Origin of the sequence: Klebsiella grimontii (assembly GCF_042137965.1) — a bacterium.
In the GTDB taxonomy this organism is placed as follows: Bacteria; Pseudomonadota; Gammaproteobacteria; order Enterobacterales; family Enterobacteriaceae; genus Klebsiella; species Klebsiella grimontii.
Genome location: NZ_CP169721.1, coordinates 5,240,113 through 5,264,250 on the forward strand (window position 1 = coordinate 5,240,113; position 24,138 = coordinate 5,264,250).

Genomic DNA, 24,138 nt, shown 5'->3' on the forward strand with positions numbered 1-24,138 from the left:
ATGCTGACAGGGTTTGATATGCGCTCTCTTCTTTGGCTTGCCGCCATGGGGCTGTGTTCAACACCGCTCCTGGCAGCCTCTCCGCAAGGCTTTTCTTTCGCGCATAAAGACTGGGAGCTCGCCTGCGACAACACCGGGACCTGTCGGGCCGCGGGGTATGGCACCACCGTGGGCGAAGTCAGCGTTCTGCTGACCCGCAATGCGGGCGCGGCGCAGCACGTCATCGCTGTCGCGACCTTCGCGCAAACCGAACGCGATATTCCTCCCGATGCCGCGGTAAACCTGTTTATTGACGATCGGGATCACGGTCCGCTTGAGGTCGCCGACGAGAGCCACTTTCGCTTCGATGATACCCAGACGGCGGCCCTGATTCAGGCCCTTGAGCACAACGGCAAAATTGAGCTGGCGCTTAACGGCGAGCGTAAGACGCTTTCCGACGCAGGCAGCAGCGCCGTATTTTTGAAGATGGATGAGTTCCAGCGGCGCCTGGGCACTGCCGATGCGCTGTTACGCCAGGGCGACGCCGGTGATGACAATATTTTAACGGCAGCGCCCGCGCCGGAAATTATCGCCGCGCCGGCGGTTCACGATGCCGCTACCGCGCCGCTGACGGCAAAGCAGCGGCAGAAACTCCTTCCCCAGCTCGTCCCGCTCCTGAACAGCCATTGTGACGACTGGCAAAACGCGGATATCCCGGCGTCTGAGCGCCAACTCACCGCAACCCCGCTGGATAAAAACCACACGCTGATTCAGGCCCTGTGCTGGCGCGCGGCCTACAACGACGGCTATGCAGTGTGGGTCGTGGACAAAGGATTTATGACCCCGCCTCAGTTGGTCACCACCGACGCCTCCAGCTATGCCGACGGCGTGCTCACCTTTTTCAATAAAGGCCGCGGTATCGCCGACTGCATCAGCGGCGAAGAGCGCGTCTGGGACGGTAAAACGTTTATCCAGAGCCTGAAGTACACCACCGGTGACTGCCGGGAAATCGCCCCCGGAGGCGCGTGGATGCTGCCCACCTTTGTGGGCCAGGTTATCCCAAAGCAGCAGAAAGATGCCGATAACAACGCGCTGAAAGCGTTATACAACGCGGTGTTAAAAGAGCAGAAGGTCAATCCTGAACTGGATCTGAATAAGATCGCCGAGCAGTTTCCCCTCAGCGGCAACGTCAGCCATTTTACGCTGACCTACGCGGACGACTCTCTGGTCTCGACGACGAAGCCCTCCGCCGATATCAGCGATGATGAGTGGCAGACGTTTCTCCAGTCCGATATCAGCGCCGACTCCGAAAACGGCAAAGTCAGCTTTACGCTGGTTGACCTCGACGGAGACGGTAAACGTGATTTAATCATCGACAGCTACGTCGGCGGTACCGGACTCTTTAGCTATACCGGGATATTAAAACGCAGCGACGACGCTTTTGCTGCGGTCAACAGCGATGATAGCGGCAACGGCGATGATTTTGACGCAGGCGTTCCGGGCGCGCTCTACTCTCTTAACGGCCGCGGCGCCAACCAGTGGAGCCACTGGGTACGCATTAATGGCCAAGTTTATGCGCTCTGGTACAACGGCCAGTTTGGCGAAGATAATCTCTATCTCTTGCGCCCGTTTGGCCCCTCAGGCAGTACGCCAGCAGTGACGATCCGCTACCGCTACACCCTCAACGACATCAGCTCGCCGGAAAAAGGTCAACCCCTGACGCCGGCGCTGAATGACAGGGAAAAATCAGACCTGCTGAAGTCGCTGGAAGTGATGCAGAGCAGCCTGCTCAAGGATAAGCCGCAGAGCGACAATGACGCGCCGATTTGTCCTATTCCTCCTGGCACGTCATCCGACGACGCGGAAAACTACTACAGCGGCGTACCATCGAACTATATCTACGAAACCGTGGCGTATATCCCGGTCTGGCTCAACGATAAATGTTTTATCGGCACCATCTTTAGCCACCATGGCGCCTATCGCCACGGCGTCGACGCGGAAATCACGCTCAGCTCGCCGCGCGATGACGAAGACATCGTTGGCGACTACGCGATCTCCGGATTGCGCCGCGCTATCTCGGTGACCAGCGGCTGGAAAATCCGCGAAGGCGACAACGGTATGATGTAATTTTCAGCAAAAAAGCGCCTTTGGGCGCAGAATTGCCGCAAAGTTAAGCAACCAGTAGATAAAACGAGAAATTTGATTGACGGGGCGTACGGATTACGGTTTAATGCGCCCCGTTGCCCGGATAGCTCAGTCGGTAGAGCAGGGGATTGAAAATCCCCGTGTCCTTGGTTCGATTCCGAGTCCGGGCACCACTATTCAGAGAACCCAGCCTATGGCTGGGTTTTTGCTTTTCTACGACCGGACACTCCATCAAACGGCGTTCGATGATTCGCCGCACGGCGGCTCACCCCTTCGGGGGCAGCGCGACAAGCGCAGTTCAACGCCTGCGGCGTTAGTCCGAGTCCGGGCACCACTATTTAAAGAACCCGCCTAAAAGCAGCCTAATCGCGGAATAAGCAGACGTTGGTATCCGGGGTGAGTTGAGTGCGTCGAACAATTAAGCTTCATTAAAACTATTTTTTGCGGAGCTCTTTCGAGCTCCGCGGATTAGGCTATTTCAACAATGACTTTACTTTGCGGGCCACACGGCGAACCAGGCTCCTGCCTCTGTTTGCGCCCTGGACATGAATCGCTTCATAAAGAGCATTAAAGCGATCGTGGGCCCAGCCATCTCTTTGCTGAGAAATTAGACCATCAATCTTATTATTTAAAAGCTGTAGTTCATTACTGACAGAATGGCCGCCATTGATGCTGCGCAGTCGGCTCACTTCATTCTCCAGTTCATGAATTTTTTCGAGGTACGAAGGAATCAAGCCCATCGCATAGTTATATTTCACATTTTCATCCATAAATGGACGGAAGCTACGGTAGTTGTTTTTGCTCTTATTCCCGCTTAACAACATTCCGGAGTTTGCTACTCTATACCAAAATAGCGGCTCAGGGACGATTTGCAATTTATAGCCATGTAAGGATATTTTCGCAAAAAACTCCCAATCTTCATGACCTAAACCGTAATCTTCAGTAAAACCGCCGATGTTGTCGAAAGCTTCTTTCTTGATCAGAGCATTAGCATCGCCAAAACAGTTACTAAAGCTGGCGATATTTAAATCAGGGCCTAACGGGAGCCAGCAGTGCGTCATTTTACGGAATGGCGAAGGGAACTCCTCACCAAAAATGAGATCGCTTGGGGTGGTCAACACATCGGCTCCGGAGTTTAATGCTGCCGTGACAAATGTCTCAACCTCAAAAGGTTTAGCGACATTATCATCATCCATAAACATCAGATATTCACCGGAGGCGTGTCGAGCGGCCAAATTTCGTGCCGCGCCCAGGTAGTTATTAGAACTGCGGATAATTTTCCAGCCTCGAGCGTTAAAGTCGTTCTCGATAAGGTTCAAATAACGATGAGATTCTTCTTTTGTGCTTCCATCATCAACTAAGATAACTTCAATATTTTGGTACGTCTGCGTTTTTATTGAGGCAAGTGCCTGCTGGAGCAAATGATGACGGTCGAAATGAGTAATACATACGCTCACTAACGGACGATTAGATTCATCAATTTTCTTGAAGACGCAGTTATCTTTTCTTTCAATGGCGGCAAACCACGCTGCCTGGATATTTTCTTGTGATTCAACCAGTCCGGGTTTGATGTTTATATTTTTTAAGCGATAGTGAATTTTACCGTATAAATCAACCGGCGTTGGGGTAAACAGAACCTCAGCATGATGCTCCTGCGGAATAAGTTCTGGAATCCCTCCAACGTTTGAGGCGAGGAAGTTAACGTTATTAATCAAGCATTCATAAACGGTATATGGGGAGTTTTCAACGAGCGATGGGATGATGACTAATACATTTTTTCTTTTTATATATTCGTTTGCATTGGTACGGTCATAATCGCTGATGATATTGACTGCCAGACCCAGGTTTTTGGTCTGGTTCATGATATAGGTAAATGAATCAATTTTACCCAGCGTGACGTTTTTCCCGAGGAAGGTCACACCAGAGATCGTCTCTTTATCTTCGGCAGAGAGTTTTCTTAATGCGCGCAGGAAGATATCGAGCCCTTTACGGGTTTCAAGTCGGCCGAAAAATACAAGCTCAACGCCTGAAGCGGTTTTTTCATTGGCTTTAACGACAACATCACTTCTCTTTTCAAACCCTTGAAATGGCTCGCAATTTAAAATAACGTGGCGTTCTTCAGGAACATTCCAGTGTTTACTCAACATCCAATCAATTAAATACTGAGACGGACTAACGACTTCATCAGCCATCTCAACTACCATTTTTTCCATATAATAGAGTTCAAGGTGATTCTGATCATATGGGAGCTGGTAGTTACCTTCATCAGCCCATAACGTTGAGCTATGGGTATTGACAATGAATTTGGTATTTTCAAAATCAGTGCCATTCTTTTTACTTAATAAAGCGTAATAAAGATCTGCCTGCCATTCACAAGAAATAATAGTGTCATAGACATTATTCTCTTTCAGCCAGAGCAAAATTGAGTAACTTTTTCTTCTAAAATAGGGAGCATCGATATTAATCTCTTTTACCAGACCGGTACTCAGCAAATTAATACCAAAGGTGCTATAAATACGTGACCAATCGCTAAAAGTTGATGCAGATGACTCTGAATAGTCACCACATGTATACAATACATCGACATCATACCCCTTTTTTGCCAAAGTAGTGGCAAGGGCTGTGAAAGCAGTACCAATGCCGCCGTTACGGACAGGCCCCTCTATGTCCGGCGTCATTATAAGAACTTTCTTCATTGTGATCTTTCCTTAGTAACCTAGACTTTTCTATAATAATGAGTGAGTTGAAGTAATATTAAGATAGCAATCAATAGCTTCTGTTAAACAGGATAAAAAATGACCAGTGCAGAGTTAAAATTTGATTTATTTCTAAAATCCTATCATCCATCTCATCGATTTGTCTATAAGGCAAACCCCGGTAACGCGGGCGATGGCGTGATTGCATCTGCAACGTACGATTTTTTCGAACGAAATGCGCTTACCTATGTTCCTTACAGAGCCGATGAGCGTTACAGCGCTGATACTGATATTTTAATTTTTGGTGGCGGAGGAAACCTCATCGAAGGGTTATATGCTGAAGGCCGCGATTTCATCCAAAATAATATTCATAAATTTCACAAAACGATCATTATGCCTTCGACAATCAGAGGGTATAGCGATTTATTCACTAATAATATCGATAAATTAGTAGTGTTTTGCCGTGAAAATACCACTTTCGATTATATAAAATCTCTCAGCTATGAGCCAAATAAGAACGTATTCATTGCTGATGACATGGCATTTTATCTCGATCTTAGTAAATACCTGTCTCTTAAACCGGCCTATAAACAACAGGCAAACTGTTTCAGAACAGACTCAGAGTCTCTAACAGGAGAACATAAAGAAAACAATCATGATATTTCGCTCACGTGGAATGGCGACTATTGGGATAATGAATTTCTGGCACGAAACTCTACCCGTTGCATGATCAACTTCCTTGAAGAGTATAAAGTTGTAAATACCGATAGACTGCATGTAGCAATTTTAGCATCCCTGCTGGGAAAAGAAGTCAATTTCTACCCTAACTCATACTACAAAAATGAAGCCGTTTATAATTACTCGCTGTTAAATCATTACCCAAAAACGTGCTTTATTACTACCAGCTAAAAAATGCAGCGTATATTAATACGCTGCTAAAAATTCACATCACCTTTACAGCATTATCAATTATTGCCTGCCAGCCTTCACGCGAGTATTCATTTGCCCGGCTATAGTCGGCGAATTTATCGATCGCGCCAATAAAAAGATTATCAGTCACTTTCTTGATTTCGCCTACAGCTGAACTTTCCACGTTACTTTTCACGTAAAGTATTTTACTGTTACCGTGCCTCTTAAACTCTTTTGCTAAAGCGAATACTATATCATCAAGATTATTGCCATTGCTTTTTACGACAAAAATTTTATTCTCATCAGCAAGGCTGTTCTTAAATTTATTTATCAAGCAATGAATCTTATCCATTTCTCTGGAATAGATAAGATCATTTTCCTGTTCGGTATAACGCCAGACCCAGCCATCATCTTTATTATCACTATACATTTCAGTATGAAAACAAATATCATACTATTGATCAAGAATTATATCCTGTCAGGATGCTGTGAGATTTTCATAGATAATATATTCTTTCAGGCCGGGGCGGATAAAGCCACCCGGCGGAAATCCAGGCTCGGTAGCTAAACGCGCCTCAGCCAAACATCTTCCTTCCTAGCTGGCGCCCCGCCTCCAGATGCGCTTCCGTCGTTTGCAGGTCCGGCAATAGCAACATCTGCGAACTGGCGACCGTAGCCCCGCAGTAATCAAAAATGCCGTGGACAATTTGCGCATTAAAAGCATCGGTAAACCCGTGCTTGTCATACGTTTGTTGACTGGCTGCGCCTAATGCCACCAGATGTACCCGCAGGCGTCCCAGCTTCTTCACTACGTTGCCGTCGGCGGTCTCCTCATAGGCCCAGCCGTTTGAAAACACCCGATCAATCCAGCCTTTCAGCAGCCCCGGCATCGACCACCAGTAAATGGGAAACACCAGCACCAGCGCGTCGGCGTTATCGATTCTGGCCTGTTCAGCGATCGCATCGGACGGCGTAGCGCCGGTTTGCCGAAAGGCGGCAATATCCGGTTCGGCAAAAACCGGGCTAAAGCCTTCCCGGGTTAAATCGGCAATTTCAGCGCTGTGATGCGAGCCGGATTCGGCAACCCCCTGCGCAATCGCCGCCGCAACGCTGTGAGTCAGAGAAGTATTAAGAGGATGAGAAACCACGATTAATGCATGCATGACGGATACCCCAGTTGCTATACAACGATATTGGACGTAGTCTTATATACTAACAGTAACCTACCAATAGTAAGTTACCTTTGGTATATAAGCATGTCAACGGGAGAATGCTTCTATGTCTGAACCACTCGTACGGCAGCGTTTAACGCGAGAAGAGCGGCGCAAACAGCTGATTGATGTTGCCTGGCAGATTATTCGGCAAGAAGGGACCGATGCCCTGACGCTGGGCTACCTGGCGACGCAGGCGGGAGTCACTAAACCGGTGGTTTACGATCATTTTGACAGCCGTTCGGGACTTTTCGCGACGCTATACACGGAATACGACCAGCGCCAGACGGCGCGAATGGATGAAATACTGCGCAATACCGAACCGAATGCGGATAAACTGGCCGCGGCGATCGCCAACGCCTATATCGAGTGCGTGCTGCTTCAAGGGCGCGAGATGCCGAGCGTCATGGCCGCGCTCGCCGGGACGCCCGAGCTGGAGAAGATCAAACAAGAGTGCATCGCCACTTTTACCGGGAAATGCCGGGACTATTTTGCGCCGCTTTGCGAAAGTGACAACCTCAGCGAAGCGGCCATTCTCGCCATGCTCGGGTCCGCCGACGGTCTATCGGCCGCGGTCGTGAACGGCGTTATCACGGAGCAGCAGGCTAAAGATGAGCTCTTTCAGGTGATTATGTCGATGCTGCAGCGCTGCTGCCATCGCTAAGCCGCGCCCGCCGCCCGGCGGTCGCGTTGATGATTATCAGCCGCCCGCTTTCTTGATCGCCGCATCCAGCGAGGCTTTATCCGCCAGCCCCGGGAACACGGTGATCGTCGCTTCCGTGGCGCCGGTGGTGGGCATCACGATAACTCCAGGCGTCCCGCTCAGGCCAATTTCCTGCGCCAGCTGATTGATGCTTTCCAGCGCCGGTTCAACGTCCGCCGCTTTCCCGGCATCGAAATTCACTTTCTTCGCCTGCTGCTGGATGTCGGCGGCCGTCAGCTTGCCTTCGTTATGCCCGGTGGAATAGATCCCGTTATGGTAGGTCAGATAAGCCTCGGCGCCCTTCTGCTGATAAATCTGCAGGCCGGTTTTCGCTGCTGCAAGCGAGGTTTCCCAGCGGCTGCCAAAAATTGGCCACTCTTTAAAGGCAAAGCGGGTCTGCGGGTTCTCTTTGATCACCTGTTCCATTACCGGCGCCAGACGGCTGCAGTAAACGCATTGATAATCAAAGAATTCAATGACCGTAACTTTGCCCTCTTTCGGGCCGTAGGTTGGCGTATTTTTATCCTGGGTCAGCGCGGCCGCGTTCTTCAGTACCGCCTGGGTCGCGGCGCTGGCCTGCTGCTGTTGCTGAATTTGCTGCAGCTTCTGGCTGGCCTGCAGCAGCACTTCCGGATGCGCAACTAAATAATCCGCGGCGATTTTGCCAATACGGGCCTCTTGTTCAGGCGTAAAGGTCGGTGCGTCAGCAGCGGTCGCCATAACCGGAAACAGGGAGGCGCCAATAAAGGCAAATGTGAGTAAATTCTTGTGGCCGGGCATGTGGTTAGTCCTTGCGATAGGTGAACGGCAGATGTGTTTCTACGAACAAAATATCATCCTTTACCTGCGAATCATTGCCGGACGAGGCAATGATTGGTAACTATATTTTTCAATAACTCGCTGCGTTCGGGTTCTCGGACAGGTGGTCAAGGCGCCCGAACGAGAGTACCCTTCGCCCCTGCGTTTTCCTGTAGGGTCTTTTTTGGTGGTTCGATGAGTTGGCTATGAATGAGTTTTTCAGTCAGTGGGACGTGGCGGTTATTCTGCTGCAAATTATCGCTATCGATCTGTTACTGGGCGGCGACAACGCGGTGGTGATCGCGATGGCCTGCCGTAAGCTGCCGCCGCAGCAGCGTACCAAAGCCATTATTATCGGTACCTTCGGCGCGATTGCGGCACGCGTGCTGCTGCTGGCCGTCGCCATCTATTTACTCTCACTACCGTGGCTTAAAGTGGTCGGCGCGCTGATGCTACTGTGGATTGGCATCAAGCTGGTGACTAATCAGGAAGAAGAAAGCGAGGTCAGCAGTTCCAGCAGCCTGTGGCGCACCGCGGTCACCATTACCGTTGCCGACGTCATTATGTCGCTGGATAACGTACTGGCGGTTGCCGCCGCCGGGAAAGGCCATCTGCTGCTGGTCGCGCTGGGCGTATTAATCAGCATTCCGATTATCGTCCTCGGCAGCAAACTGGTGCTGGCAATCCTCAACCGTTTCCCGTCCGTGGTGATGCTGGGCGGTGCGCTCATCGGCTGGATAGCCGGTTCAATGATGGTGACCGATGTGACCATCGTTCATCTCTTCCCCAACGCGCCCGCCGCTCTCCCACTGATGGGCGGAACCATTGGCGCAGCCCTGGTGCTGCTCGAAGGGCTGCGCAGAAACCGCAGGCGCTCCACCGAATAGGGATATTATCGATCGGCCGCCGTCAATCCCGACGGCGTCAAGTTTGCGCCACTTTTCCGCCCCATCCGCCCTCATTTGCCCTAAGCTTAATAAAGACACCTGATCCAGGGATCTGTAACCGTCATATTGCGCATAAATGAGATAACGCCATGGAATTAAAGGATTATTATGCCATTCTAGGGGTTCAGCCAACGGACGATCTGAAAACCATTAAGACCGCCTATCGCCGTCTGGCACGTAAATATCACCCCGATGTCAGCAAAGAAAACGATGCCGAAGCCAAATTCAAAGATCTCGCCGAAGCCTGGGAAGTGCTTAAAGATGACCAGCGCCGCGCCGAATACGACCAGCTCTGGCAGCACCGCAACGATCCGCAGTTTGGCCGGCAGCAGCAGCATTCCCGCGAGCAGAGCTATAGCCAGCAGGACTTCGACGACATCTTCTCCACCATGTTTGGCCAGCAGGCGCACCATAGCCGCCGCCAGCACGGCGTCCGCGGTCATGACTTAGAGATAGAAGTCGCGGTGTTCCTTGAAGAAACCCTGGCGGAGCAGACGCGCACCATCAGCTATAAGCTGCCGGTTTATAACGTCTTTGGCATGGTCGAAAGCGAAACGCCGAAAACCCTGAACGTGAAAATTCCCGCAGGCGTCGTCGACGGCCAGCGCATCCGTCTGAAAGGCCAGGGTACTCCCGGTGAAAATGGCGGCCCCAACGGCGATCTGTGGCTGGTGATCCATATCGCCCCGCATCCGCTGTTTGATGTCGTCGGCCATAACCTTGAAATCGTCCTGCCGCTGGCACCGTGGGAAGCCGCATTGGGCGCTAAAGTTACCATCCCGACGCTGAAAGAGAGCATCCTGCTAACCATTCCGCCGGGCAGCCAGGCCGGTCAGCGGCTGCGCGTGAAGGGCAAAGGGCTGACCAGCAAAACCACCACCGGCGACCTGTATGCGGTGATTAAAATCGTCATGCCGCCAAAACCAGATGAGAAGAGCCGCGCGCTCTGGCAGCAGCTGGCGGATGCGCAATCCAGCTTCGAGCCGCGTAAGACATGGGGGAAAGCCTGATGGCTAAGATAACAGTGACGTTCACGATTACCGAGTTTTGTCTCCACACCGGCCTTTCCGAAGAGGAGCTTAACGAGATTGTCGGCCTCGGCATGATTGAGCCGCGCCAGCCGCAGCGGGAAAACTGGCTGTTTGACGATAGCGCGGTGACCATCGTGCACCGCGCCGTACGCCTGCGCAAAGAGCTGGAGCTGGACTGGCCGGGTATCGCTGTCGCCTTAACGCTGCTGGACGAGAACGCGCGCCTGAGCCGCGAAAATCAAATCCTGCAGCAGCGGCTGGCGCGCTTTCTGACGCATAGCTAAGCCCTCGCCGCGGCATCGCCCGGTCCTTACCGGGCCTGGGCGGTCCGCGAATAACCTCAGCAGGGCATAAAAAATGCCGCCGGGGGAAGCCCGCGGCGGCATGAGTTACCAGCAAAACGATTTAGTCGTTGATGCGCGGATGCTGCTGCACCAGGCGAGAACGTTTTTCCTGCAGGTCGGCGATTTCCTGATCGATATCTTCGATTTTATGCTCGATATTATCGTAGTGCTCGCCGAGAATTTCTTTCGCTTCCTGAATATCCGAAGCCGCTGGCGTCGCCCCTTTCAGTGGACGATTGGCGGTCTCTTTCATCGACAGGCCGGTAATCAGGCCAATAACCGCAATCACCATCAGATAGTAAGCCGGCATCATCAGGTTCTGCGTGCTCTCTACCAGCCACGCCGCCAGGGTTGGCGTCAGACCGGCAATCAGCACCGAGATGTTAAAGGCGCTGGCCAGAGCGCTAAAGCGGATGTGGGTCGGGAACATCGCCGGCAGCGACGAGGCCATCACCCCGATAAAGCAGTTCAGCACTACCGCCAGCACCAGCAGACCGGCGAAAATCAGGCCGAGAACGTTACTGTTAATCATGATAAAGGCCGGAATCGACAGCGCGAACAGCGCCACGCTACCAATCAGAATAAACGGGCGACGGCCAAAACGGTCGCTGAGCATACCGATAACCGGCTGAACGAACAGCATCCCGACCATGATGGCGATGATGATCAGCACCCCGTGATCTTCTGAATAGTGCAGGTTATGCGACAGGTAGCTCGGCATATAGGTCAACAACATGTAGTAGGTCACGTTGGTGGAAATCACCAGACCGATACAGGTCAGCAGGCTACGCCAGTGTTTGGTCGCAATCTCTTTGAAGGAGACTTTCGGTCCTTCCTGCAGGCCTTCGCGATCGCCCTGCTCCATTTTATCAACGTGCTGCTGGAACGCCGGCGTCTCTTCCAGCGCATGACGCAGATAAAGACCAATAATCCCTAACGGCAGCGCCAGGAAGAACGGAATACGCCAGCCCCAGCTGAGGAAGTTCTCTTCACCCACCACGCTGGAAATCAGTACCACCACGCCCGCGCCCATCACAAAACCGGCTATTGAACCGAAGTCCAGCCAGCTGCCCATAAAGCCGCGTTTACGGTCAGGCGAGTATTCCGCCACAAAGATCGATGCGCCGGTATATTCTCCGCCCACCGAAAAACCCTGCGCCATTTTACATAGCAGCAGCAGTATTGGCGCCCAGATGCCAATCGTGGCATACGACGGAATAAGACCGATACAGAATGTACTTATCGACATGATGACAATGGTTATCGCCAGAATCTTTTGTCGACCGTATTTATCGCCCAGCATCCCGAAGAACAGGCCGCCTAATGGACGAATTAAGAAGGGAACCGAGAAGGTACCGAGCGCGGCGATCATCTGCACGCTGGGGTTGGCATCGGGGAAAAAGACTTTACCCAGGGCATACGCAACAAAACCATAAACCCCAAAATCGAACCATTCCATCGCGTTACCCAGCGACGCTGCGGTAATCGCTTTCTTCAGTTTGCTATCATCAATGATGGTCACATCCCGAAGCGTGATGGGTTTTACTTTTTTCCTTTTAAGCATAATTTTCCTCTTTTGCTCTCGCCTTGAGCGCACGAATCTCCGCCGAATGACAAGGTCATTCGCGTCATGCGTTGGGAGCGGCGAATTGCTGTGCTCCACATTTCAAGCGTAGCAGGTTTGCCTGCACTGTCTGCTGACAGTCCGTACAACCGAACCTGTTGACGCCTGCTCTGGCCATAATCAAATAAGCGGTGCCGCTAATAAGTGTAGTGAATTTGCGTTCTCGCCTTTTTACCCTAACAGCGTTTAAATTTGGGATCAACTTCACAAAAATTTACCTACCCTTAAACAGAGTCATCTCAAACCAATAAGTTCAATGAATATTGGAACTTAGCGATACATTTCCGGAAATAACTGGCGGTTTTTAAGGAAATAACCCCGCCTATCCCCACAATATATATTCTCTTTCTCCGCTGGGAAGTGTCATAAAAAAGGCCCGACAAAAGTGCGGGATTGCGCTATAATCAGCATCACTTTCGGCTATCAGCCGCCATTTAAAGGACCAACGTCCTGTTTTACCCAGTAATCGCGAGGAACGTCATGCAACTGCCCCACTGCCCAAAATGCCATTCTGAATACACTTATGAAGACAACGGCATGTTTGTTTGCCCGGAATGCGCCCACGAATGGAACAATGCCGAGCCTGTGGACGATAACGACGCGCTGATTGTCAAAGACGCCAACGGCAATTTACTGGCCGACGGCGATAGCGTCACCGTAGTAAAAGATCTGAAGGTTAAAGGCAGCTCTTCGATGCTAAAAATTGGTACTAAAGTTAAAAATATCCGCCTGGTGGAAGGCGATCATAATATTGACTGTAAAATTGATGGTTTTGGCCCAATGAAGCTAAAATCCGAATTTGTTAAAAAGAACTGATTTTATTCCCCCGACGCCTATCGTCGGGGGAAATATATTTTTTCCGCGCTCTGGCCAGCCTTCCCGCATTCGTACTCACTTTACCCGTCGCTGCCGCCTGGCTTAATTCCGCAATCCCCTTCTACGCTTAATGGAATATTCGTTACCTGAGGTAATGCTTATGCCCTTAAGTCCCTATATCGCTTTTAGCGGCAACTGCGCTGCCGCCATCGCTTTCTACCAGCAGGCGCTGGGCGCTGAGCTGCTCCACAAAATCACCTGGGGTGAAATGCCGCAGAATAGCCAGGACGCCGAAGATGGCTGCCCTTCCGGCCAGCACCTGGCTGCCGACGGTATCGCCCACGCCAGCCTGCGCATCGCGGATGGCATCCTGATGCTCAGCGACAGCCCCTCCAGCAAAATGGAGCGCTACGCCGGGTTTACCATCGTGCTCGACCCAAAAGACGTTATCGAGGGTAAACGCTGGTTTGACGGCCTCGCCGACGGCGGCCAGATAGAGATGGCCTGGCAGGAAACGTTCTGGGCGCACGGCTTCGGTAAAGTCATCGACCGCTTTGGCGTCCCGTGGATGGTCAACGTGGTGAAAGAGCCTTAACGCTTACCTTCCTCCCCTCACCCTCCGGTAGAGAGCCGGGGTGAGGGCATCCGTGCGTTCATTCCCCCTCCCCCTGTCATCCCACCGGCATTAACTCTTCATCCCCCGGTCATCATGAGTTAACCGAAATGTAACAAAAAACCGTCAGGATCGGCCCACGCTCAGAGGGAAACTCCTTCATGTCCATAGTGAGGCTCGATTGACATGTACTTATCCAGACATCCGACCAGTTACCCGACACGATATCAGGAAATTGCCGCCAAACTTGAGCAAGAGCTTCGCCACCACTACCGCTGCGGCGACTATCTTCCCGCCGAGCAGCAGCTGGCGACCCGCTTTGAAGTTAACCGCCATACCCTGCGCCGGGCCATCGATCAGCTCGTCGAACGCGGCTGGGTCCAGCGCCGCCAGGGCGTCGGCGTGCTGGTTCTGATGCGCCCGATCGATTATCCGCTCAACGCCCAGGCCCGCTTTAGCCAGAATCTTCTCGAACAGGGCAGCCATCCGACCAGCGAGAAGCTGCTGTCGGTGTTACGCCCGGCCAGCAGCCACGTTGCCGAAGCCTTTGCCATTAATGAAGGCGATAACGTCATCCACCTGCGCACCCTGCGCCGCGTTAACGGCGTCGCACTGTGCCTGATAGACCACTACTTTACCGACCTGCGACTGTGGCCGGTTCTGCAAACCTTTACCCACGGCTCTCTCCATGACCTGCTGCGCGACCGGCTTGATATCGAACTGACCCGCGTACGCACCAAAATCAGCGCCCGCCGCGCGCAGGCCAAAGAGAGCACTATTCTCGGCATTCCCAACATGGCGCCGCTGCTGTGCGTGCGCACCCTGAATCATCGCCAGGACGAGCAGAACGCGACGGAGTACTCCGTCAGCCTGACCCGCGCCGACATGATTGAATTCACCATGGAGCACTGAATGCACTTTGATACCGCTATCCGCCAGCGCTGGATGTCCGTGCTGGCCCACAGTGAACCACAAGAACTGGCGGCGCGGATGCAGACCCTGCAGCTCGCGCCGCAGTATGAGCTGATTCGCGCCCCGGAAACCGGGCTGGTTCAGCTGCAGGCGCGTATGGGCGGCATCGGCGACCGGTTCTTTGCCGGAGACGCTACCTTAACCCGCGCCGCCATTCGCCTGGCCGACGGAACGCTCGGCTATAGCTGGATTTTGGGCCGCGACCGTCCGCACGCTGAACGCTGCGCGGCTATCGATGCCCTGATGCAGTCGCCACACCATTTTCACACCCTGATGGAAACCCTGATAACCCCGCTGGAAGAACAACGTAGCGCGCGCATTGAAGCCCGGCGCGCCGAAGTCAACGCCAGCCGGGTCGACTTCTTTACTCTGGTTCGCGGAGATAACGCATGACACTACAACCCGCCTTTACCCTGGCTGTGCAGGACGCCCAGCACAGTTTCCGCCGCCTGCTGAAAGCGATGAGCGAGCCGGGAGTGATTGTCTCCCTGCAACAGCTTCAGCACGGCTGGCAGCCGCTGAACGTCGCCTCCACCAGCCTGCTGCTGACGCTGGTGGATCACGACACGCCGGTCTGGCTGGCTCCGGCGCTGCATAACGATCTCGTCGGCCAGAATCTGCGCTTTCATACCGGCGCGCCGCTGGTTGAGCAGCCGCAGCAGGCGATCTTCGCCGTCGCCAGCGACACCATCAGCGCCGAGCAGCTTAACGTGCTTTCCGCCGGAACCGTCGTCGCCCCGGAAACCGGCGTCACGCTGGTGGTCCAGCTTGCCAGCCTGAGCGGCGGCCGGATGCTGCGGCTGACCGGCGCGGGGATCGCCGAAGAGCGGATGATCGCCCCGCAGCTGCCGGAATGCATTATTGAAGAATTGACCGAGCGCCCGCATCCGTTCCCGCTGGGCATCGATCTGATCCTCACCTGCGGCGAACGCCTGCTGGCTATCCCGCGCACCACCCATGTCGAGGTCTGCTAATGTACGTAGCCGTCAAAGGCGGCGAGAAGGCGATCGTCGCCGCTCACGCCCTACAGGAACAGAAACGCCGAGGCGATGGACGGCTTCCTGAAATCAGCGTTGACCAGATTAGCCAGCAGCTTAATCTGGCGGTGGACCGGGTGATGACCGAAGGCGGTATCGCCGACCGGGAGCTGGCGGCGCTGGCGCTGAAGCAGGCCAGCGGCGATAGCGTCGAAGCGATTTTTCTGCTGCGCGCTTACCGCACCACGCTGCAAAGGCTGGCGGTCAGCGAGCCCGTCGACACCGCCGGAATGCGCCTTGAGCGCCGTATTTCGGCGGTCTATAAAGATATTCCCGGCGGCCAGCTGCTCGGCCCAACCTACGATTACAGCCACCGCCTGCTCGATTTTACCCTGCTGGCCAACGGCGAAACGCCGCCGCTGGCGACCGATAGCGCGCCGCAGGAAGCCGCGCCGCACGTTTTTAATCTGCTGGTTCAGCAAGAACTGGCGAAAGCCGAACGAGATACCGACGCGCAGCCCGACGATATCACCCGCCATCCGCCGGTCTATCCCTGCTCGCGCTCTTCGCGCCTGCAGCAGCTGGCGCGCGGCGACGAGGGCTATCTGCTGGCGCTGGCCTACTCCACCCAGCGCGGCTACGGGCGCAACCACCCGTTTGCCGGTGAAATTCGCAGCGGCTACGTCGCGGTGGAGATCGCTCCCGAAGAGCTGGGATTCACCGTCAATATCGGTGAACTGTTGATGACCGAATGCGAAATGGTTAACGGCTTTGTCGCCCCTGAGGATGAACCGCCGCACTTTACCCGCGGCTACGGCCTGACGTTCGGCATGAGCGAGCGTAAAGCGATGGCGATGGCGCTGGTGGACCGTGCGCTCCAGGCGCCGGAGTACGGCGAAGAAGTGGCGGGCCCCGCTCAGGATGAAGAGTTTGTGCTGGCGCATGCCGATAACGTCGAGGCGGCCGGTTTCGTTTCGCACCTTAAACTTCCCCACTATGTCGATTTCCAGGCCGAACTGGCGCTGCTTAAACGCCTGCAACGGGAGAATCAACGTGGCTAACGCATTGACCGGCTACAACTTTGCTTATCTCGACGAGCAAACCAAACGCATGATCCGCCGCGCCATCCTGAAAGCGGTGGCCATCCCCGGCTACCAGGTGCCCTTCGGCGGTCGCGAGATGCCGATGCCCTACGGCTGGGGCACCGGCGGTATCCAGCTTACCGCCAGCGTCATCGGCGAAAATGACGTGCTGAAGGTGATTGACCAGGGCGCCGACGACACCACCAACGCGGTGTCGATTCGCCAGTTTTTCCAACGCGTCACCGGCGTCGCGACCACCGAGCGCACCGAAGACGCGACGCTGATCCAGACCCGCCACCGGATCCCGGAAACGCCGCTGACTGAAGATCAAATCCTGATCTTCCAGGTGCCGATCCCGGAGCCGCTGCGTTTTATCGAGCCGCGCGAGACCGAAACCCGCACCATGCACGCGCTGGAGGAGTACGGCGTGATGCAGGTGAAGCTGTACGAAGATATCGCCCGCTTCGGCCATATCGCCACCACCTACGCCTATCCGGTGAAGGTCAACGGCCGCTACGTAATGGACCCGTCGCCGATTCCGAAATTCGATAACCCGAAGATGCATATGATGCCCGCCCTCCAGCTGTTCGGCGCCGGACGTGAAAAACGCATCTACGCGGTGCCGCCGTACACCCCGGTAGAAAGCCTCGATTTCGACGATCATCCGTTTACCGTTCAGGAGTGGGATGAACCCTGCGCCATCTGCGGTTCGCGCCATAGCTATCTTGATGAAGTGGTGCTCGACGACAGCGGCAAACGGATGTTTGTTTGTTCCGATACCGATTATTGCCGCCAGCAGAGCGAGGAGCAGAAAAAATGAGTCATCCGTTACTGGCGGTCAATAATCTGACCCACCTCTACGCGCCGGGCAAAGGCTTCAGCGACGTCTCGTTTGAACTGTGGCCGGGAGAGGTGCTGGGTATCGTCGGCGAGTCCGGCTCCGGGAAAACCACCCTTCTACAGGCGATTTCCGCCCGCCTGACGCCGCAGCAGGGCGACGTGCGCTATCAGAACCGTTCGCTGTACGCGATGAGCGAAGCGGATCGCCGCCGCCTGCTGCGCACCGAATGGGGCGTGGTGCACCAGCATCCGATGGACGGACTGCGCCGCCAGGTGTCGGCGGGGGGGAATATCGGCGAGCGCCTGATGGCGACCGGCGCGCGGCACTACGGTGATATTCGCACCACCGCCGAGCAGTGGTTGCAGGAGGTGGAGATCCCGCCTTCGCGCATTGACGACCTGCCCACCACTTTTTCCGGCGGTATGCAGCAGCGTCTACAAATCGCCCGCAATCTGGTGACCCAGCCGAAGCTGGTGTTTATGGATGAACCCACCGGCGGGCTGGACGTGTCGGTGCAGGCGCGCCTGCTCGATCTGCTGCGCGGCCTGGTGGTGGAGCTAAACCTGGCGGTGGTGATTGTGACACACGACCTCGGCGTCGCCCGCCTTCTGGCTAACCGTCTGCTGGTGATGAAACAAGGACAGGTGGTGGAAAGCGGCTTAACCGACCGGGTGCTCGACGATCCCCATCACCCCTACACCCAGCTGCTGGTGTCGTCGGTGTTGCAGAACTGAACATAGGTCCACTCCCCGGTGGCGCTGCGCTTACGGGGTTACGGGTGCCGGACCATCTGCGAGCCGGTAGCCCGGTAAGCGCAACGCGCCGCCTCCGGGAATCCCCAGTCGCGCTGCGCTTACCGGGGTTACGGGTGCCGGGCCGTCTGCGGGCCGGTAGCCCGGACAGGCGCAACGCGCCGCCTCCGGGAATCCCCGGTGGCGCTGCGCTGACCGGGCTACGGGTGCCGGGCCGTCTGCAGGCCGGTAGCCCGGACAGGCGCAATGCGCCGCCTCCGGGAATCCCCGGTCGCGCTTCGTGAGTTAATGCATCAGGTAGCCCGGATAAGGCGTTTACGCCGCGATCCGGGGAAATTCAGGCACGATGAGGCTAAAAATGAACGCCATCCGCGTTGAAAACATCCATAAAACCTTTGTTCTGCACCAGCAGCACGGCGTCCGTCTGCCGGTCCTCGCCGACGCCTCGCTGACCGTGAATGCCGGTGAATGCGTGGTGCTGCACGGCCACTCCGGCAGCGGAAAATCGACCCTGCTGCGCTCGCTGTACGCCAACTATCTCCCCGATAGCGGCCACATTCATATTCGCCACGGCGACGAATGGGTCGACCTGGTTACCGCCACGCCGCGCAAAGTGCTGGAGGTGCGCAAAACTACCATCGGCTGGGTCAGCCAGTTTCTGCGGGTGATCCCGCGTATCTCCGCCCTCGACGTGGTGATGCAACCGCTGTTCGAACTGGGCGCCTCGCGCGAAGAGAGCGCCGCGAAAGCCGCCCGCCTGCTAACGCGCCTGAACGTCCCCGAACGCCTGTGGCACCTCGCCCCCTCAACCTTTTCCGGCGGCGAACAGCAGCGGGTCAACATTGCCCGCGGCTTCGCGGTCGACTACCCGATTTTGCTTCTCGACGAACCCACCGCCTCGCTGGACGCTAACAACAGCGCCGCGGTGGTGGCGTTGATTCACGAAGCCAAAGCCCGCGGCGCGGCGATCGTCGGTATTTTCCACGACGAGGCCACGCGCCACCAGGTCGCCGACCGCCTGCACCCGATGGGGATTTCAGCATGATTATTAATAACGTAAAGCTGGTCCTCGAAGACGAGGTGGTTAACGGTTCGCTGGAAGTTCACGACGGCAGAATCTCAGCCTTTGCCGAAAACCAGAGCCGGCTAGCGGAGGCGGTTGACGGCGAAGGCGGCTGGCTGCTGCCCGGGCTTATCGAGCTGCATACCGACAACCTGGACAAGTTTTTCACCCCGCGACCCAAGGTGGACTGGCCCGCCCACTCGGCGATGAGCAGCCACGACGCGCTGATGGTCGCCAGCGGCATCACCACCGTGCTCGATGCCGTGGCTATTGGCGATGTGCGCGACGGCGGCGACCGTCTGGAAAACCTGGAAAAAATGATCAACGCCGTCGAAGAGACGCAAAAGCGCGGCCTCAACCGCGCCGAACACCGACTGCATCTGCGCTGCGAACTGCCGCATCACACCACCCTGCCGCTGTTTGAGAAGCTGGTAGGCCGCGAGCCGGTGAGCATGGTCTCTCTGATGGATCACTCCCCCGGCCAGCGCCAGTACGCCGACCTCAGCAAATATCGCGACTACTATCAGGGCAAATACCATCTGACCAACGAACAGATGGACAACTTCGAACAGGAGCAGATGGCGCTGGCGGCAGCCTGGTCGCAGCCCAACCGGCAGCGCATCGCCGCTATCTGCCGCGAGCGCAATATCGCGCTGGCCAGCCACGATGACGCCACCTGCGAACATGTGCTCGAATCACGCCAACTTGGCAGCACCATCGCCGAATTTCCCACCACCCTTGCTGCCGCGGAGGCGTCGCGCCGGCACGGCATGAACGTTCTGATGGGCGCGCCGAATATCGTGCGCGGCGGTTCCCACTCGGGCAACGTCGCCGCTCACCAGCTGGCGGCCAGCGGCCTACTGGATATTCTCTCCTCCGACTATTATCCCGCCAGCCTGCTGGATGCCGCTTTCCGCATCGCCGACGACGGGGGCAACGCCTTTACCCTCGCGCAGGCCATTCGCCTGGTAAGCAAAAACCCGGCGCAGGCGCTGGGGCTGCATGACCGCGGGGTGATTGCCGAAGGTAAACGGGCGGATCTGGTGCTGGCGCACCGTCGCGGCGAGCATATCCATATTGATCGCGTCTGGCGGCAAGGCAAGAGGGTCTTCTGATGACAGGAAAACTGATTTGGCTGGTCGGTCCGTCCGGCTCCGGTAAAGACAGCCTGCTGGCGGCGCTGCGCCAGCGGGAGCATCCCCAGCTGCTGGTGGCGCACCGCTACATTACCCGCCCGCACAACGCGGGTTGTGAAAACCATATCGCCCTCAGCGAACATGAGTTTTTTACCCGCGCCGAGCAGCATCTGTTTGCCCTTAGCTGGCACGCTAACAATAATTACTACGGCATCGGCATCGAGATTGACCTGTGGCTGCACGCCGGGTTTGACGTGGTCGCTAATGGCTCCCGCGCCCACCTCGCGCAGGCGCAGGCGCGCTATGCCGACGCCCTGCTGCCCATCTGTTTGCAGGTCTCGCCGGAGGTGCTGCGACAGCGCCTGGAGCAGCGTGGAAGGGAGAACGAGACGGAAATCGCCCAGCGGCTGGAACGCGCGGCGCGCTATACGCCGAGCGCGTGTCTGACCCTGAATAACGATGGCCGTCTGAGCCAGTCGGTGGATGCGCTGGTCTCGCTGATTCGCGTTCACGGCAATCGACACGAGCAGCAAATTGCCTGAGACGAGGAGAAAACATGAGCCTGACGATCCGCTTGACCGGCACCGGCGGCGCGCAGCTGGTGCCGGTTTTCGGCTGCGACTGCCGCGCCTGCCGCCGCGCCCGCGCCGACGACGCGCATCGCCGTCGCCCCTGTAGCGCGGCGGTGAAGTTCAACAACGCGGTGACGCTGCTCGATGCCGGGCTGCCGGATCTGCTGGAGCGGTGGCCCGCCGGCAGCTTTCAGCAGTTTCTGCTCACCCATTATCATATGGATCACGTGCAGGGCCTGTTCCCCCTGCGCTGGGGAGTGGGCGAACCTATTGCGGTTTACGGCCCGCCCGATGAACAGGGCTGCGATGACCTGTTCAGGCATCCGGGCCTGCTGGATTTCAGCCATACCGTTGAGCCGTTCGTGATGTTTGAACTTCAGGGATTGCGCGTTACGCCGCTGCCGCTGAACCACTCAAAGCTCACTTTCGGCTACCTGCTGGAATCGGCCCATAGGCGGGTCGCCTGGCTGTCCGACACCGCCGCCCTGCCGGAAAAAACCCTCAAGTTCCTGCTTAACAACCGACCGCAGCTTATCATCATCGACTGTAGCCACGAGCCGCGCCCGCAGCCCCCGCGCAACCACTGCGATCTCAACACCGTGCGGGCCATTAACCAGGTGATTGGCTGCCCGCGGGTGATCCTTACCCATATCAGCCACCAGTTCGATGCGTGGATGATGGAAAATTCTCTGCCTGCGGGATTTGAAGCGGGATTTGACGGTATGGAGATTGTGCTGGATTAACCGGGCGCGACGAAGGCCGCGGGTCGCGCCGCATCAATAATCATCATCCAGCCTGCGCTGGTCGCTTTCCAGCTGACGGCGGTCCCGGTCCAGCTGGCGCTGACGCTCATCAAGTTCGCGGCGACGATCTTCCAGCTGTCGCCGTTGATCGTCATACTGCCGCTGGCGATCGGCGTTTTGCTGACGGCTGCCCTGATAGCGTCCATCATCATAATCATCGTCATCGGAACGGCTGCCGTTGGGTTGATAAGCGTCATTAATGGCCTGCTGAATATTGCCGATCGCGTCGTCAATAATATCGGCGTGCGCCAGCTGGCTGGCGAAGGAAAGAGCGCAGAAAAGCAAAGCAGTAGAGTAACGTTTCATAAAGCCAGTCTCATCAGGGGGCTGGCTCTACGTTAATCAAGGGCTATCGCGGCGAGTAGCGGAGGAATCTCAAATCCGCTGCTGTTCAATCGCGCCGATGGCGTCTACCCGGCCCTGATGGCGTCCGCCCTCAAATTCGGCGCTCAGCCAGGCATCAACGATCATTTTCGCCAGTTCAAGGCCGATCACCCTGGCGCCAAAGGCCAGAACGTTGGTGTCATTATGCTGGCGTGAAAGCTGCGCGGAGTAAGGCTCGCTGCACACCACCGCGCGAATGCCCGGGTGCTTATTGGCGGCGATGGAGATGCCGACGCCGGTGCCGCAGATCAGAATCCCGCCGTCAACTTCGCCGGCGGCAACCGCCTGCGCGACGGCGCTGGCATAGCGCGGATAATCGGTGCGTTCCGTTGACCATGCGCCTTTATCCACCACCTCCATTCCGCGCTGACGCAGATGCAACACAATATCGTCTTTCAGAATAAACCCGACATGATCGCAGCCAATTGCAATCCTTTTCATACCTAGCCTCGCCTGTTATTCACTTTACGGAAATGCTTTATGTTGTGATTTAAACGGCATTTATCGGCCAAATAAGCGTCAAAAACACCGCAGCCAGGGCCTGTTCTACACGCTGTAATTTCACAAATCAAGCGTCAGTGTTCTTTTTCCTCAAACAATCACGCCGTTAAAAACATCAATATAAACCATATAATTTATTGATATTTAATAAATAACAAATCAAAAAACGAAAAATCCGCCCACCCAAAACTTCACAACAGACAATACTTTATAAAAATATAAAATTTGTGAAGTTGATTGTATCTTTTCTGTTTTGCCTGTGGTGATATAGTGACGTCTTCATTTTATGGACAATGAGAAAGCGATGAGTCAGTCAGAATCCAGTTCGCTCCCCAACGGTATCGGCCTTGCCCCCTGGCTTCGCATGAAGCAGGAAGGGATGACCGAAAATGAAAGCCGCATCGTCGAATGGTTGCTTACCCCCGGCAATCTGAGCGATGCGCCGGCCATTAAGGACGTCGCAGAGGCGCTGTCGGTGTCTGAGGCCATGATCGTTAAGGTCTCTAAACTGCTTGGTTTTAGCGGTTTTCGTAATCTGCGCAGCGCGCTGGAAGCCTATTTCTCGCAGTCTGAGCAGGTCCTGCCGACTGAGCTCTCTTTTGATGAAGCGCCGCAGGATGTGGTGAATAAGGTGTTTAACATCACCCTGCGCACCATTATGGAAGGCCAGTCGATCGTTAACGTCGACGAAATTCATCGCGCGGCGCGCTTTTTCGCCCAGGCCAACCAGCGTGACCTGTATGGCGCAGGCGGTTCAAACGCCATCTGCGCGGACGTGCAGCATAAGTTTTTACGCATCGGCGTGCGCTGCCAGGCCTACCCGGACGCGCATATCATGATGATGTCCGCCTCGCTGCTGAAGGAAGGCGATGTGGTACTGGTGGTCTCGCACTCCGGGCGCACCAGCGATATCAAATCGGCGGTGGAGCTGGCGAAAAAGAACGGCGCAAAAATTATTTGTATCACCCATAGCTATCATTCACCGATTGCCAAACTAGCTGATTTTATTATTTGTTCGCCAGCACCAGAGACGCCTTTATTAGGCCGTAACGCCTCAGCGCGTATATTACAACTCACATTATTAGATGCTTTTTTTGTTTCCGTTGCCCAGCTGAATATTGAACAAGCGAATTTAAATATGCAAAAAACCGGCGCGATTGTTAATTTCTTTTCACCCGGCGCGCTTAAATAAAAAACCGATCCCACGTTGGTGGGATCAATATAACTGTATCCTACACT

General features: G+C 55.3%; 27 protein-coding genes and 1 tRNA gene. 21 read left to right on the forward strand and 7 right to left on the reverse strand.

Going from position 1 to position 24,138, the window contains the following annotated elements; genetic code table 11:
- The first annotated feature begins 18 nt into the window (after window positions 1–18).
- Together ACE3MN_RS24555 and ACE3MN_RS24560 are read left to right on the forward strand one after the other, a co-directional pair.
- Window positions 19–2,106, forward strand: a complete 2,088-nt coding sequence (locus tag ACE3MN_RS24555; protein WP_049099389.1) for a DUF1176 domain-containing protein — start codon at window positions 19–21, stop codon at window positions 2,104–2,106.
- A gap of 115 nt (window positions 2,107–2,221) precedes the next feature.
- A tRNA-Phe gene (locus tag ACE3MN_RS24560) sits at window positions 2,222–2,297 on the forward strand.
- Window positions 2,298–2,597: 300 nt separating this feature from the next.
- Here the strand turns inward: ACE3MN_RS24560 and ACE3MN_RS24565 are convergent.
- The gene (locus ACE3MN_RS24565) at window positions 2,598–4,820 is read right to left on the reverse strand and encodes a glycosyltransferase (RefSeq protein ID WP_024360229.1); all 2,223 of its coding nucleotides are present in this window, start codon (window positions 4,818–4,820) and stop codon (window positions 2,598–2,600) included.
- A gap of 99 nt (window positions 4,821–4,919) precedes the next feature.
- Between ACE3MN_RS24565 and ACE3MN_RS24570 the strand changes: the two genes are divergently transcribed.
- Window positions 4,920–5,729 (forward strand): polysaccharide pyruvyl transferase family protein, encoded by an 810-nt coding sequence (locus ACE3MN_RS24570; protein WP_004137416.1) that lies wholly within the window; start codon window positions 4,920–4,922, stop codon window positions 5,727–5,729.
- A 34-nt stretch (window positions 5,730–5,763) separates the two neighbouring features.
- Here the strand turns inward: ACE3MN_RS24570 and ACE3MN_RS24575 are convergent, their stop codons facing one another.
- Complete coding sequence (locus ACE3MN_RS24575; protein ID WP_064411542.1) at window positions 5,764–6,159, reverse strand: hypothetical protein; 396 nt, start codon at window positions 6,157–6,159, stop codon at window positions 5,764–5,766.
- Between the two features lie 145 nt (window positions 6,160–6,304).
- The gene (locus ACE3MN_RS24580) at window positions 6,305–6,892 is read right to left on the reverse strand and encodes an NAD(P)H-dependent oxidoreductase (RefSeq protein ID WP_024360226.1); all 588 of its coding nucleotides are present in this window, start codon (window positions 6,890–6,892) and stop codon (window positions 6,305–6,307) included.
- Window positions 6,893–7,007: 115 nt separating this feature from the next.
- Here ACE3MN_RS24580 and ACE3MN_RS24585 point away from each other — a divergent pair, with 115 nt between their 5' ends.
- Window positions 7,008–7,604: a TetR/AcrR family transcriptional regulator gene (locus ACE3MN_RS24585; RefSeq protein WP_049089195.1), complete on the forward strand. Its 597-nt coding sequence runs from the start codon at window positions 7,008–7,010 to the stop codon at window positions 7,602–7,604.
- A 36-nt stretch (window positions 7,605–7,640) separates the two neighbouring features.
- On the opposite strand, the gene ACE3MN_RS24590 is transcribed toward ACE3MN_RS24585, so the two are convergent.
- Window positions 7,641–8,423, reverse strand: coding sequence for a DsbA family protein (locus ACE3MN_RS24590; protein WP_004137423.1), 783 nt, complete (start codon window positions 8,421–8,423; stop codon window positions 7,641–7,643).
- Between the two features lie 224 nt (window positions 8,424–8,647).
- Between ACE3MN_RS24590 and ACE3MN_RS24595 the strand changes: the two genes are divergently transcribed.
- The 3 genes from ACE3MN_RS24595 (at window position 8,648) to cbpM (ending at window position 10,703) form a co-directional block, all read left to right on the forward strand.
- Window positions 8,648–9,328, forward strand: coding sequence for a TerC family protein (locus ACE3MN_RS24595; protein WP_024360224.1), 681 nt, complete (start codon window positions 8,648–8,650; stop codon window positions 9,326–9,328).
- A 149-nt stretch (window positions 9,329–9,477) separates the two neighbouring features.
- Window positions 9,478–10,398 (forward strand): curved DNA-binding protein, encoded by a 921-nt coding sequence (gene cbpA, locus ACE3MN_RS24600; RefSeq protein WP_049087484.1) that lies wholly within the window; start codon window positions 9,478–9,480, stop codon window positions 10,396–10,398.
- Window positions 10,398–10,703 carry a chaperone modulator CbpM gene (cbpM, locus tag ACE3MN_RS24605; protein ID WP_004097873.1) on the forward strand — a complete coding sequence of 102 codons (306 nt, stop codon included), beginning with the start codon at window positions 10,398–10,400 and terminating at the stop codon, window positions 10,701–10,703. Before cbpA ends, cbpM begins: the two co-directional genes overlap by 1 nt.
- A 121-nt stretch (window positions 10,704–10,824) precedes the next feature.
- Here cbpM and proP read toward each other — a convergent pair whose 3' ends face one another.
- Window positions 10,825–12,327, reverse strand: coding sequence for a glycine betaine/L-proline transporter ProP (gene proP, locus ACE3MN_RS24610; RefSeq protein ID WP_024360222.1), 1,503 nt, complete (start codon window positions 12,325–12,327; stop codon window positions 10,825–10,827).
- Window positions 12,328–12,867: 540 nt separating this feature from the next.
- Between proP and ACE3MN_RS24615 the strand changes: the two genes are divergently transcribed.
- From ACE3MN_RS24615 to phnP, 13 genes are all read left to right on the forward strand, one after another.
- A complete protein-coding gene (locus ACE3MN_RS24615; RefSeq protein WP_004137429.1) occupies window positions 12,868–13,203 on the forward strand; it encodes a zinc ribbon domain-containing protein YjdM in 336 nt (111 codons plus the stop codon).
- A 160-nt stretch (window positions 13,204–13,363) separates the two neighbouring features.
- Window positions 13,364–13,798 carry a VOC family metalloprotein YjdN gene (yjdN, locus tag ACE3MN_RS24620; RefSeq protein WP_004137437.1) on the forward strand — a complete coding sequence of 145 codons (435 nt, stop codon included), beginning with the start codon at window positions 13,364–13,366 and terminating at the stop codon, window positions 13,796–13,798.
- 204 nt (window positions 13,799–14,002) lie between these two features.
- A complete protein-coding gene (gene phnF / locus ACE3MN_RS24625) occupies window positions 14,003–14,728 on the forward strand; it encodes a phosphonate metabolism transcriptional regulator PhnF (RefSeq protein WP_004137439.1) in 726 nt (241 codons plus the stop codon).
- Window positions 14,729–15,181 (forward strand): phosphonate C-P lyase system protein PhnG, encoded by a 453-nt coding sequence (gene phnG / locus ACE3MN_RS24630; RefSeq protein ID WP_049099552.1) that lies wholly within the window; start codon window positions 14,729–14,731, stop codon window positions 15,179–15,181.
- Window positions 15,178–15,762 (forward strand): phosphonate C-P lyase system protein PhnH, encoded by a 585-nt coding sequence (gene phnH / locus ACE3MN_RS24635; protein WP_024360221.1) that lies wholly within the window; start codon window positions 15,178–15,180, stop codon window positions 15,760–15,762. Before phnG ends, phnH begins: the two co-directional genes overlap by 4 nt.
- Window positions 15,762–16,826 carry a carbon-phosphorus lyase complex subunit PhnI gene (locus ACE3MN_RS24640; RefSeq protein ID WP_004137451.1) on the forward strand — a complete coding sequence of 355 codons (1,065 nt, stop codon included), beginning with the start codon at window positions 15,762–15,764 and terminating at the stop codon, window positions 16,824–16,826. Before phnH ends, ACE3MN_RS24640 begins: the two co-directional genes overlap by 1 nt.
- Window positions 16,819–17,667, forward strand: a complete 849-nt coding sequence (locus ACE3MN_RS24645) for an alpha-D-ribose 1-methylphosphonate 5-phosphate C-P-lyase PhnJ (protein ID WP_004137461.1) — start codon at window positions 16,819–16,821, stop codon at window positions 17,665–17,667. The genes ACE3MN_RS24640 and ACE3MN_RS24645 overlap by 8 nt, the downstream gene beginning before the upstream one ends.
- Window positions 17,664–18,422: a phosphonate C-P lyase system protein PhnK gene (phnK, locus tag ACE3MN_RS24650; RefSeq protein ID WP_102649968.1), complete on the forward strand. Its 759-nt coding sequence runs from the start codon at window positions 17,664–17,666 to the stop codon at window positions 18,420–18,422. The genes ACE3MN_RS24645 and phnK overlap by 4 nt, the downstream gene beginning before the upstream one ends.
- Window positions 18,423–18,466: 44 nt before the next feature.
- Window positions 18,467–18,724 (forward strand): hypothetical protein, encoded by a 258-nt coding sequence (locus ACE3MN_RS24655; RefSeq protein ID WP_139157163.1) that lies wholly within the window; start codon window positions 18,467–18,469, stop codon window positions 18,722–18,724.
- Between the two features lie 74 nt (window positions 18,725–18,798).
- Window positions 18,799–19,485 carry a phosphonate C-P lyase system protein PhnL gene (gene phnL / locus ACE3MN_RS24660; RefSeq protein ID WP_049087481.1) on the forward strand — a complete coding sequence of 229 codons (687 nt, stop codon included), beginning with the start codon at window positions 18,799–18,801 and terminating at the stop codon, window positions 19,483–19,485.
- A complete protein-coding gene (gene phnM, locus ACE3MN_RS24665; protein WP_024360218.1) occupies window positions 19,482–20,618 on the forward strand; it encodes an alpha-D-ribose 1-methylphosphonate 5-triphosphate diphosphatase in 1,137 nt (378 codons plus the stop codon). The genes phnL and phnM overlap by 4 nt, the downstream gene beginning before the upstream one ends.
- Window positions 20,618–21,181 carry a ribose 1,5-bisphosphokinase gene (phnN, locus tag ACE3MN_RS24670; RefSeq protein ID WP_024360217.1) on the forward strand — a complete coding sequence of 188 codons (564 nt, stop codon included), beginning with the start codon at window positions 20,618–20,620 and terminating at the stop codon, window positions 21,179–21,181. Before phnM ends, phnN begins: the two co-directional genes overlap by 1 nt.
- 14 nt (window positions 21,182–21,195) lie before the next feature.
- Window positions 21,196–21,954, forward strand: a complete 759-nt coding sequence (gene phnP, locus ACE3MN_RS24675) for a phosphonate metabolism protein PhnP (RefSeq protein ID WP_375364205.1) — start codon at window positions 21,196–21,198, stop codon at window positions 21,952–21,954.
- 33 nt (window positions 21,955–21,987) lie between these two features.
- Here phnP and yjdP read toward each other — a convergent pair whose 3' ends face one another.
- Window positions 21,988–22,320, reverse strand: a complete 333-nt coding sequence (gene yjdP, locus ACE3MN_RS24680; protein ID WP_004137472.1) for a DDRRRQL repeat protein YjdP — start codon at window positions 22,318–22,320, stop codon at window positions 21,988–21,990.
- Between the two features lie 69 nt (window positions 22,321–22,389).
- Window positions 22,390–22,839: a bifunctional allose-6-phosphate isomerase/ribose-5-phosphate isomerase RpiB gene (gene rpiB, locus ACE3MN_RS24685; protein ID WP_004137473.1), complete on the reverse strand. Its 450-nt coding sequence runs from the start codon at window positions 22,837–22,839 to the stop codon at window positions 22,390–22,392.
- A gap of 364 nt (window positions 22,840–23,203) precedes the next feature.
- Here rpiB and alsR point away from each other — a divergent pair, with 364 nt between their 5' ends.
- On the forward strand, window positions 23,204–24,091 hold the full coding sequence (alsR, locus tag ACE3MN_RS24690; RefSeq protein ID WP_004137474.1) for a D-allose utilization transcriptional regulator AlsR: 888 nt from the start codon (window positions 23,204–23,206) through the stop codon (window positions 24,089–24,091).
- The last annotated feature ends 47 nt before the right edge of the window (window positions 24,092–24,138 follow it).

Excerpts from the sequence above, each read along its gene's own strand:
- phnG (WP_049099552.1), top strand. The coding sequence starts at position 14,729 with ATGCACTTTGATACCGCTATCCGCCAGCGCTGGATGTCCGTGCTGGCC.
- phnM (WP_024360218.1), top strand. The coding sequence starts at position 19,482 with ATGATTATTAATAACGTAAAGCTGGTCCTCGAAGACGAGGTGGTTAAC.
- phnF (WP_004137439.1), top strand. The coding sequence starts at position 14,003 with ATGTACTTATCCAGACATCCGACCAGTTACCCGACACGATATCAGGAA.
- phnH (WP_024360221.1), top strand. The coding sequence starts at position 15,178 with ATGACACTACAACCCGCCTTTACCCTGGCTGTGCAGGACGCCCAGCAC.
- cbpM (WP_004097873.1), top strand. The coding sequence starts at position 10,398 with ATGGCTAAGATAACAGTGACGTTCACGATTACCGAGTTTTGTCTCCAC.
- ACE3MN_RS24615 (WP_004137429.1), top strand. The coding sequence starts at position 12,868 with ATGCAACTGCCCCACTGCCCAAAATGCCATTCTGAATACACTTATGAA.
- ACE3MN_RS24590 (WP_004137423.1), bottom strand. The coding sequence starts at position 8,423 with ATGCCCGGCCACAAGAATTTACTCACATTTGCCTTTATTGGCGCCTCC.
- alsR (WP_004137474.1), top strand. The coding sequence starts at position 23,204 with ATGAGTCAGTCAGAATCCAGTTCGCTCCCCAACGGTATCGGCCTTGCC.
- ACE3MN_RS24565 (WP_024360229.1), bottom strand. The coding sequence starts at position 4,820 with ATGAAGAAAGTTCTTATAATGACGCCGGACATAGAGGGGCCTGTCCGT.
- ACE3MN_RS24570 (WP_004137416.1), top strand. The coding sequence starts at position 4,920 with ATGACCAGTGCAGAGTTAAAATTTGATTTATTTCTAAAATCCTATCAT.
- ACE3MN_RS24575 (WP_064411542.1), bottom strand. The coding sequence starts at position 6,159 with ATGTATAGTGATAATAAAGATGATGGCTGGGTCTGGCGTTATACCGAA.
- phnL (WP_049087481.1), top strand. The coding sequence starts at position 18,799 with ATGAACGCCATCCGCGTTGAAAACATCCATAAAACCTTTGTTCTGCAC.
- proP (WP_024360222.1), bottom strand. The coding sequence starts at position 12,327 with ATGCTTAAAAGGAAAAAAGTAAAACCCATCACGCTTCGGGATGTGACC.
- phnK (WP_102649968.1), top strand. The coding sequence starts at position 17,664 with ATGAGTCATCCGTTACTGGCGGTCAATAATCTGACCCACCTCTACGCG.
- ACE3MN_RS24595 (WP_024360224.1), top strand. The coding sequence starts at position 8,648 with ATGAATGAGTTTTTCAGTCAGTGGGACGTGGCGGTTATTCTGCTGCAA.
- ACE3MN_RS24555 (WP_049099389.1), top strand. The coding sequence starts at position 19 with ATGCGCTCTCTTCTTTGGCTTGCCGCCATGGGGCTGTGTTCAACACCG.
- yjdP (WP_004137472.1), bottom strand. The coding sequence starts at position 22,320 with ATGAAACGTTACTCTACTGCTTTGCTTTTCTGCGCTCTTTCCTTCGCC.
- yjdN (WP_004137437.1), top strand. The coding sequence starts at position 13,364 with ATGCCCTTAAGTCCCTATATCGCTTTTAGCGGCAACTGCGCTGCCGCC.
- rpiB (WP_004137473.1), bottom strand. The coding sequence starts at position 22,839 with ATGAAAAGGATTGCAATTGGCTGCGATCATGTCGGGTTTATTCTGAAA.
- phnP (WP_375364205.1), top strand. The coding sequence starts at position 21,196 with ATGAGCCTGACGATCCGCTTGACCGGCACCGGCGGCGCGCAGCTGGTG.
- ACE3MN_RS24640 (WP_004137451.1), top strand. The coding sequence starts at position 15,762 with ATGTACGTAGCCGTCAAAGGCGGCGAGAAGGCGATCGTCGCCGCTCAC.
- ACE3MN_RS24580 (WP_024360226.1), bottom strand. The coding sequence starts at position 6,892 with ATGCATGCATTAATCGTGGTTTCTCATCCTCTTAATACTTCTCTGACT.
- ACE3MN_RS24585 (WP_049089195.1), top strand. The coding sequence starts at position 7,008 with ATGTCTGAACCACTCGTACGGCAGCGTTTAACGCGAGAAGAGCGGCGC.
- phnN (WP_024360217.1), top strand. The coding sequence starts at position 20,618 with ATGACAGGAAAACTGATTTGGCTGGTCGGTCCGTCCGGCTCCGGTAAA.
- cbpA (WP_049087484.1), top strand. The coding sequence starts at position 9,478 with ATGGAATTAAAGGATTATTATGCCATTCTAGGGGTTCAGCCAACGGAC.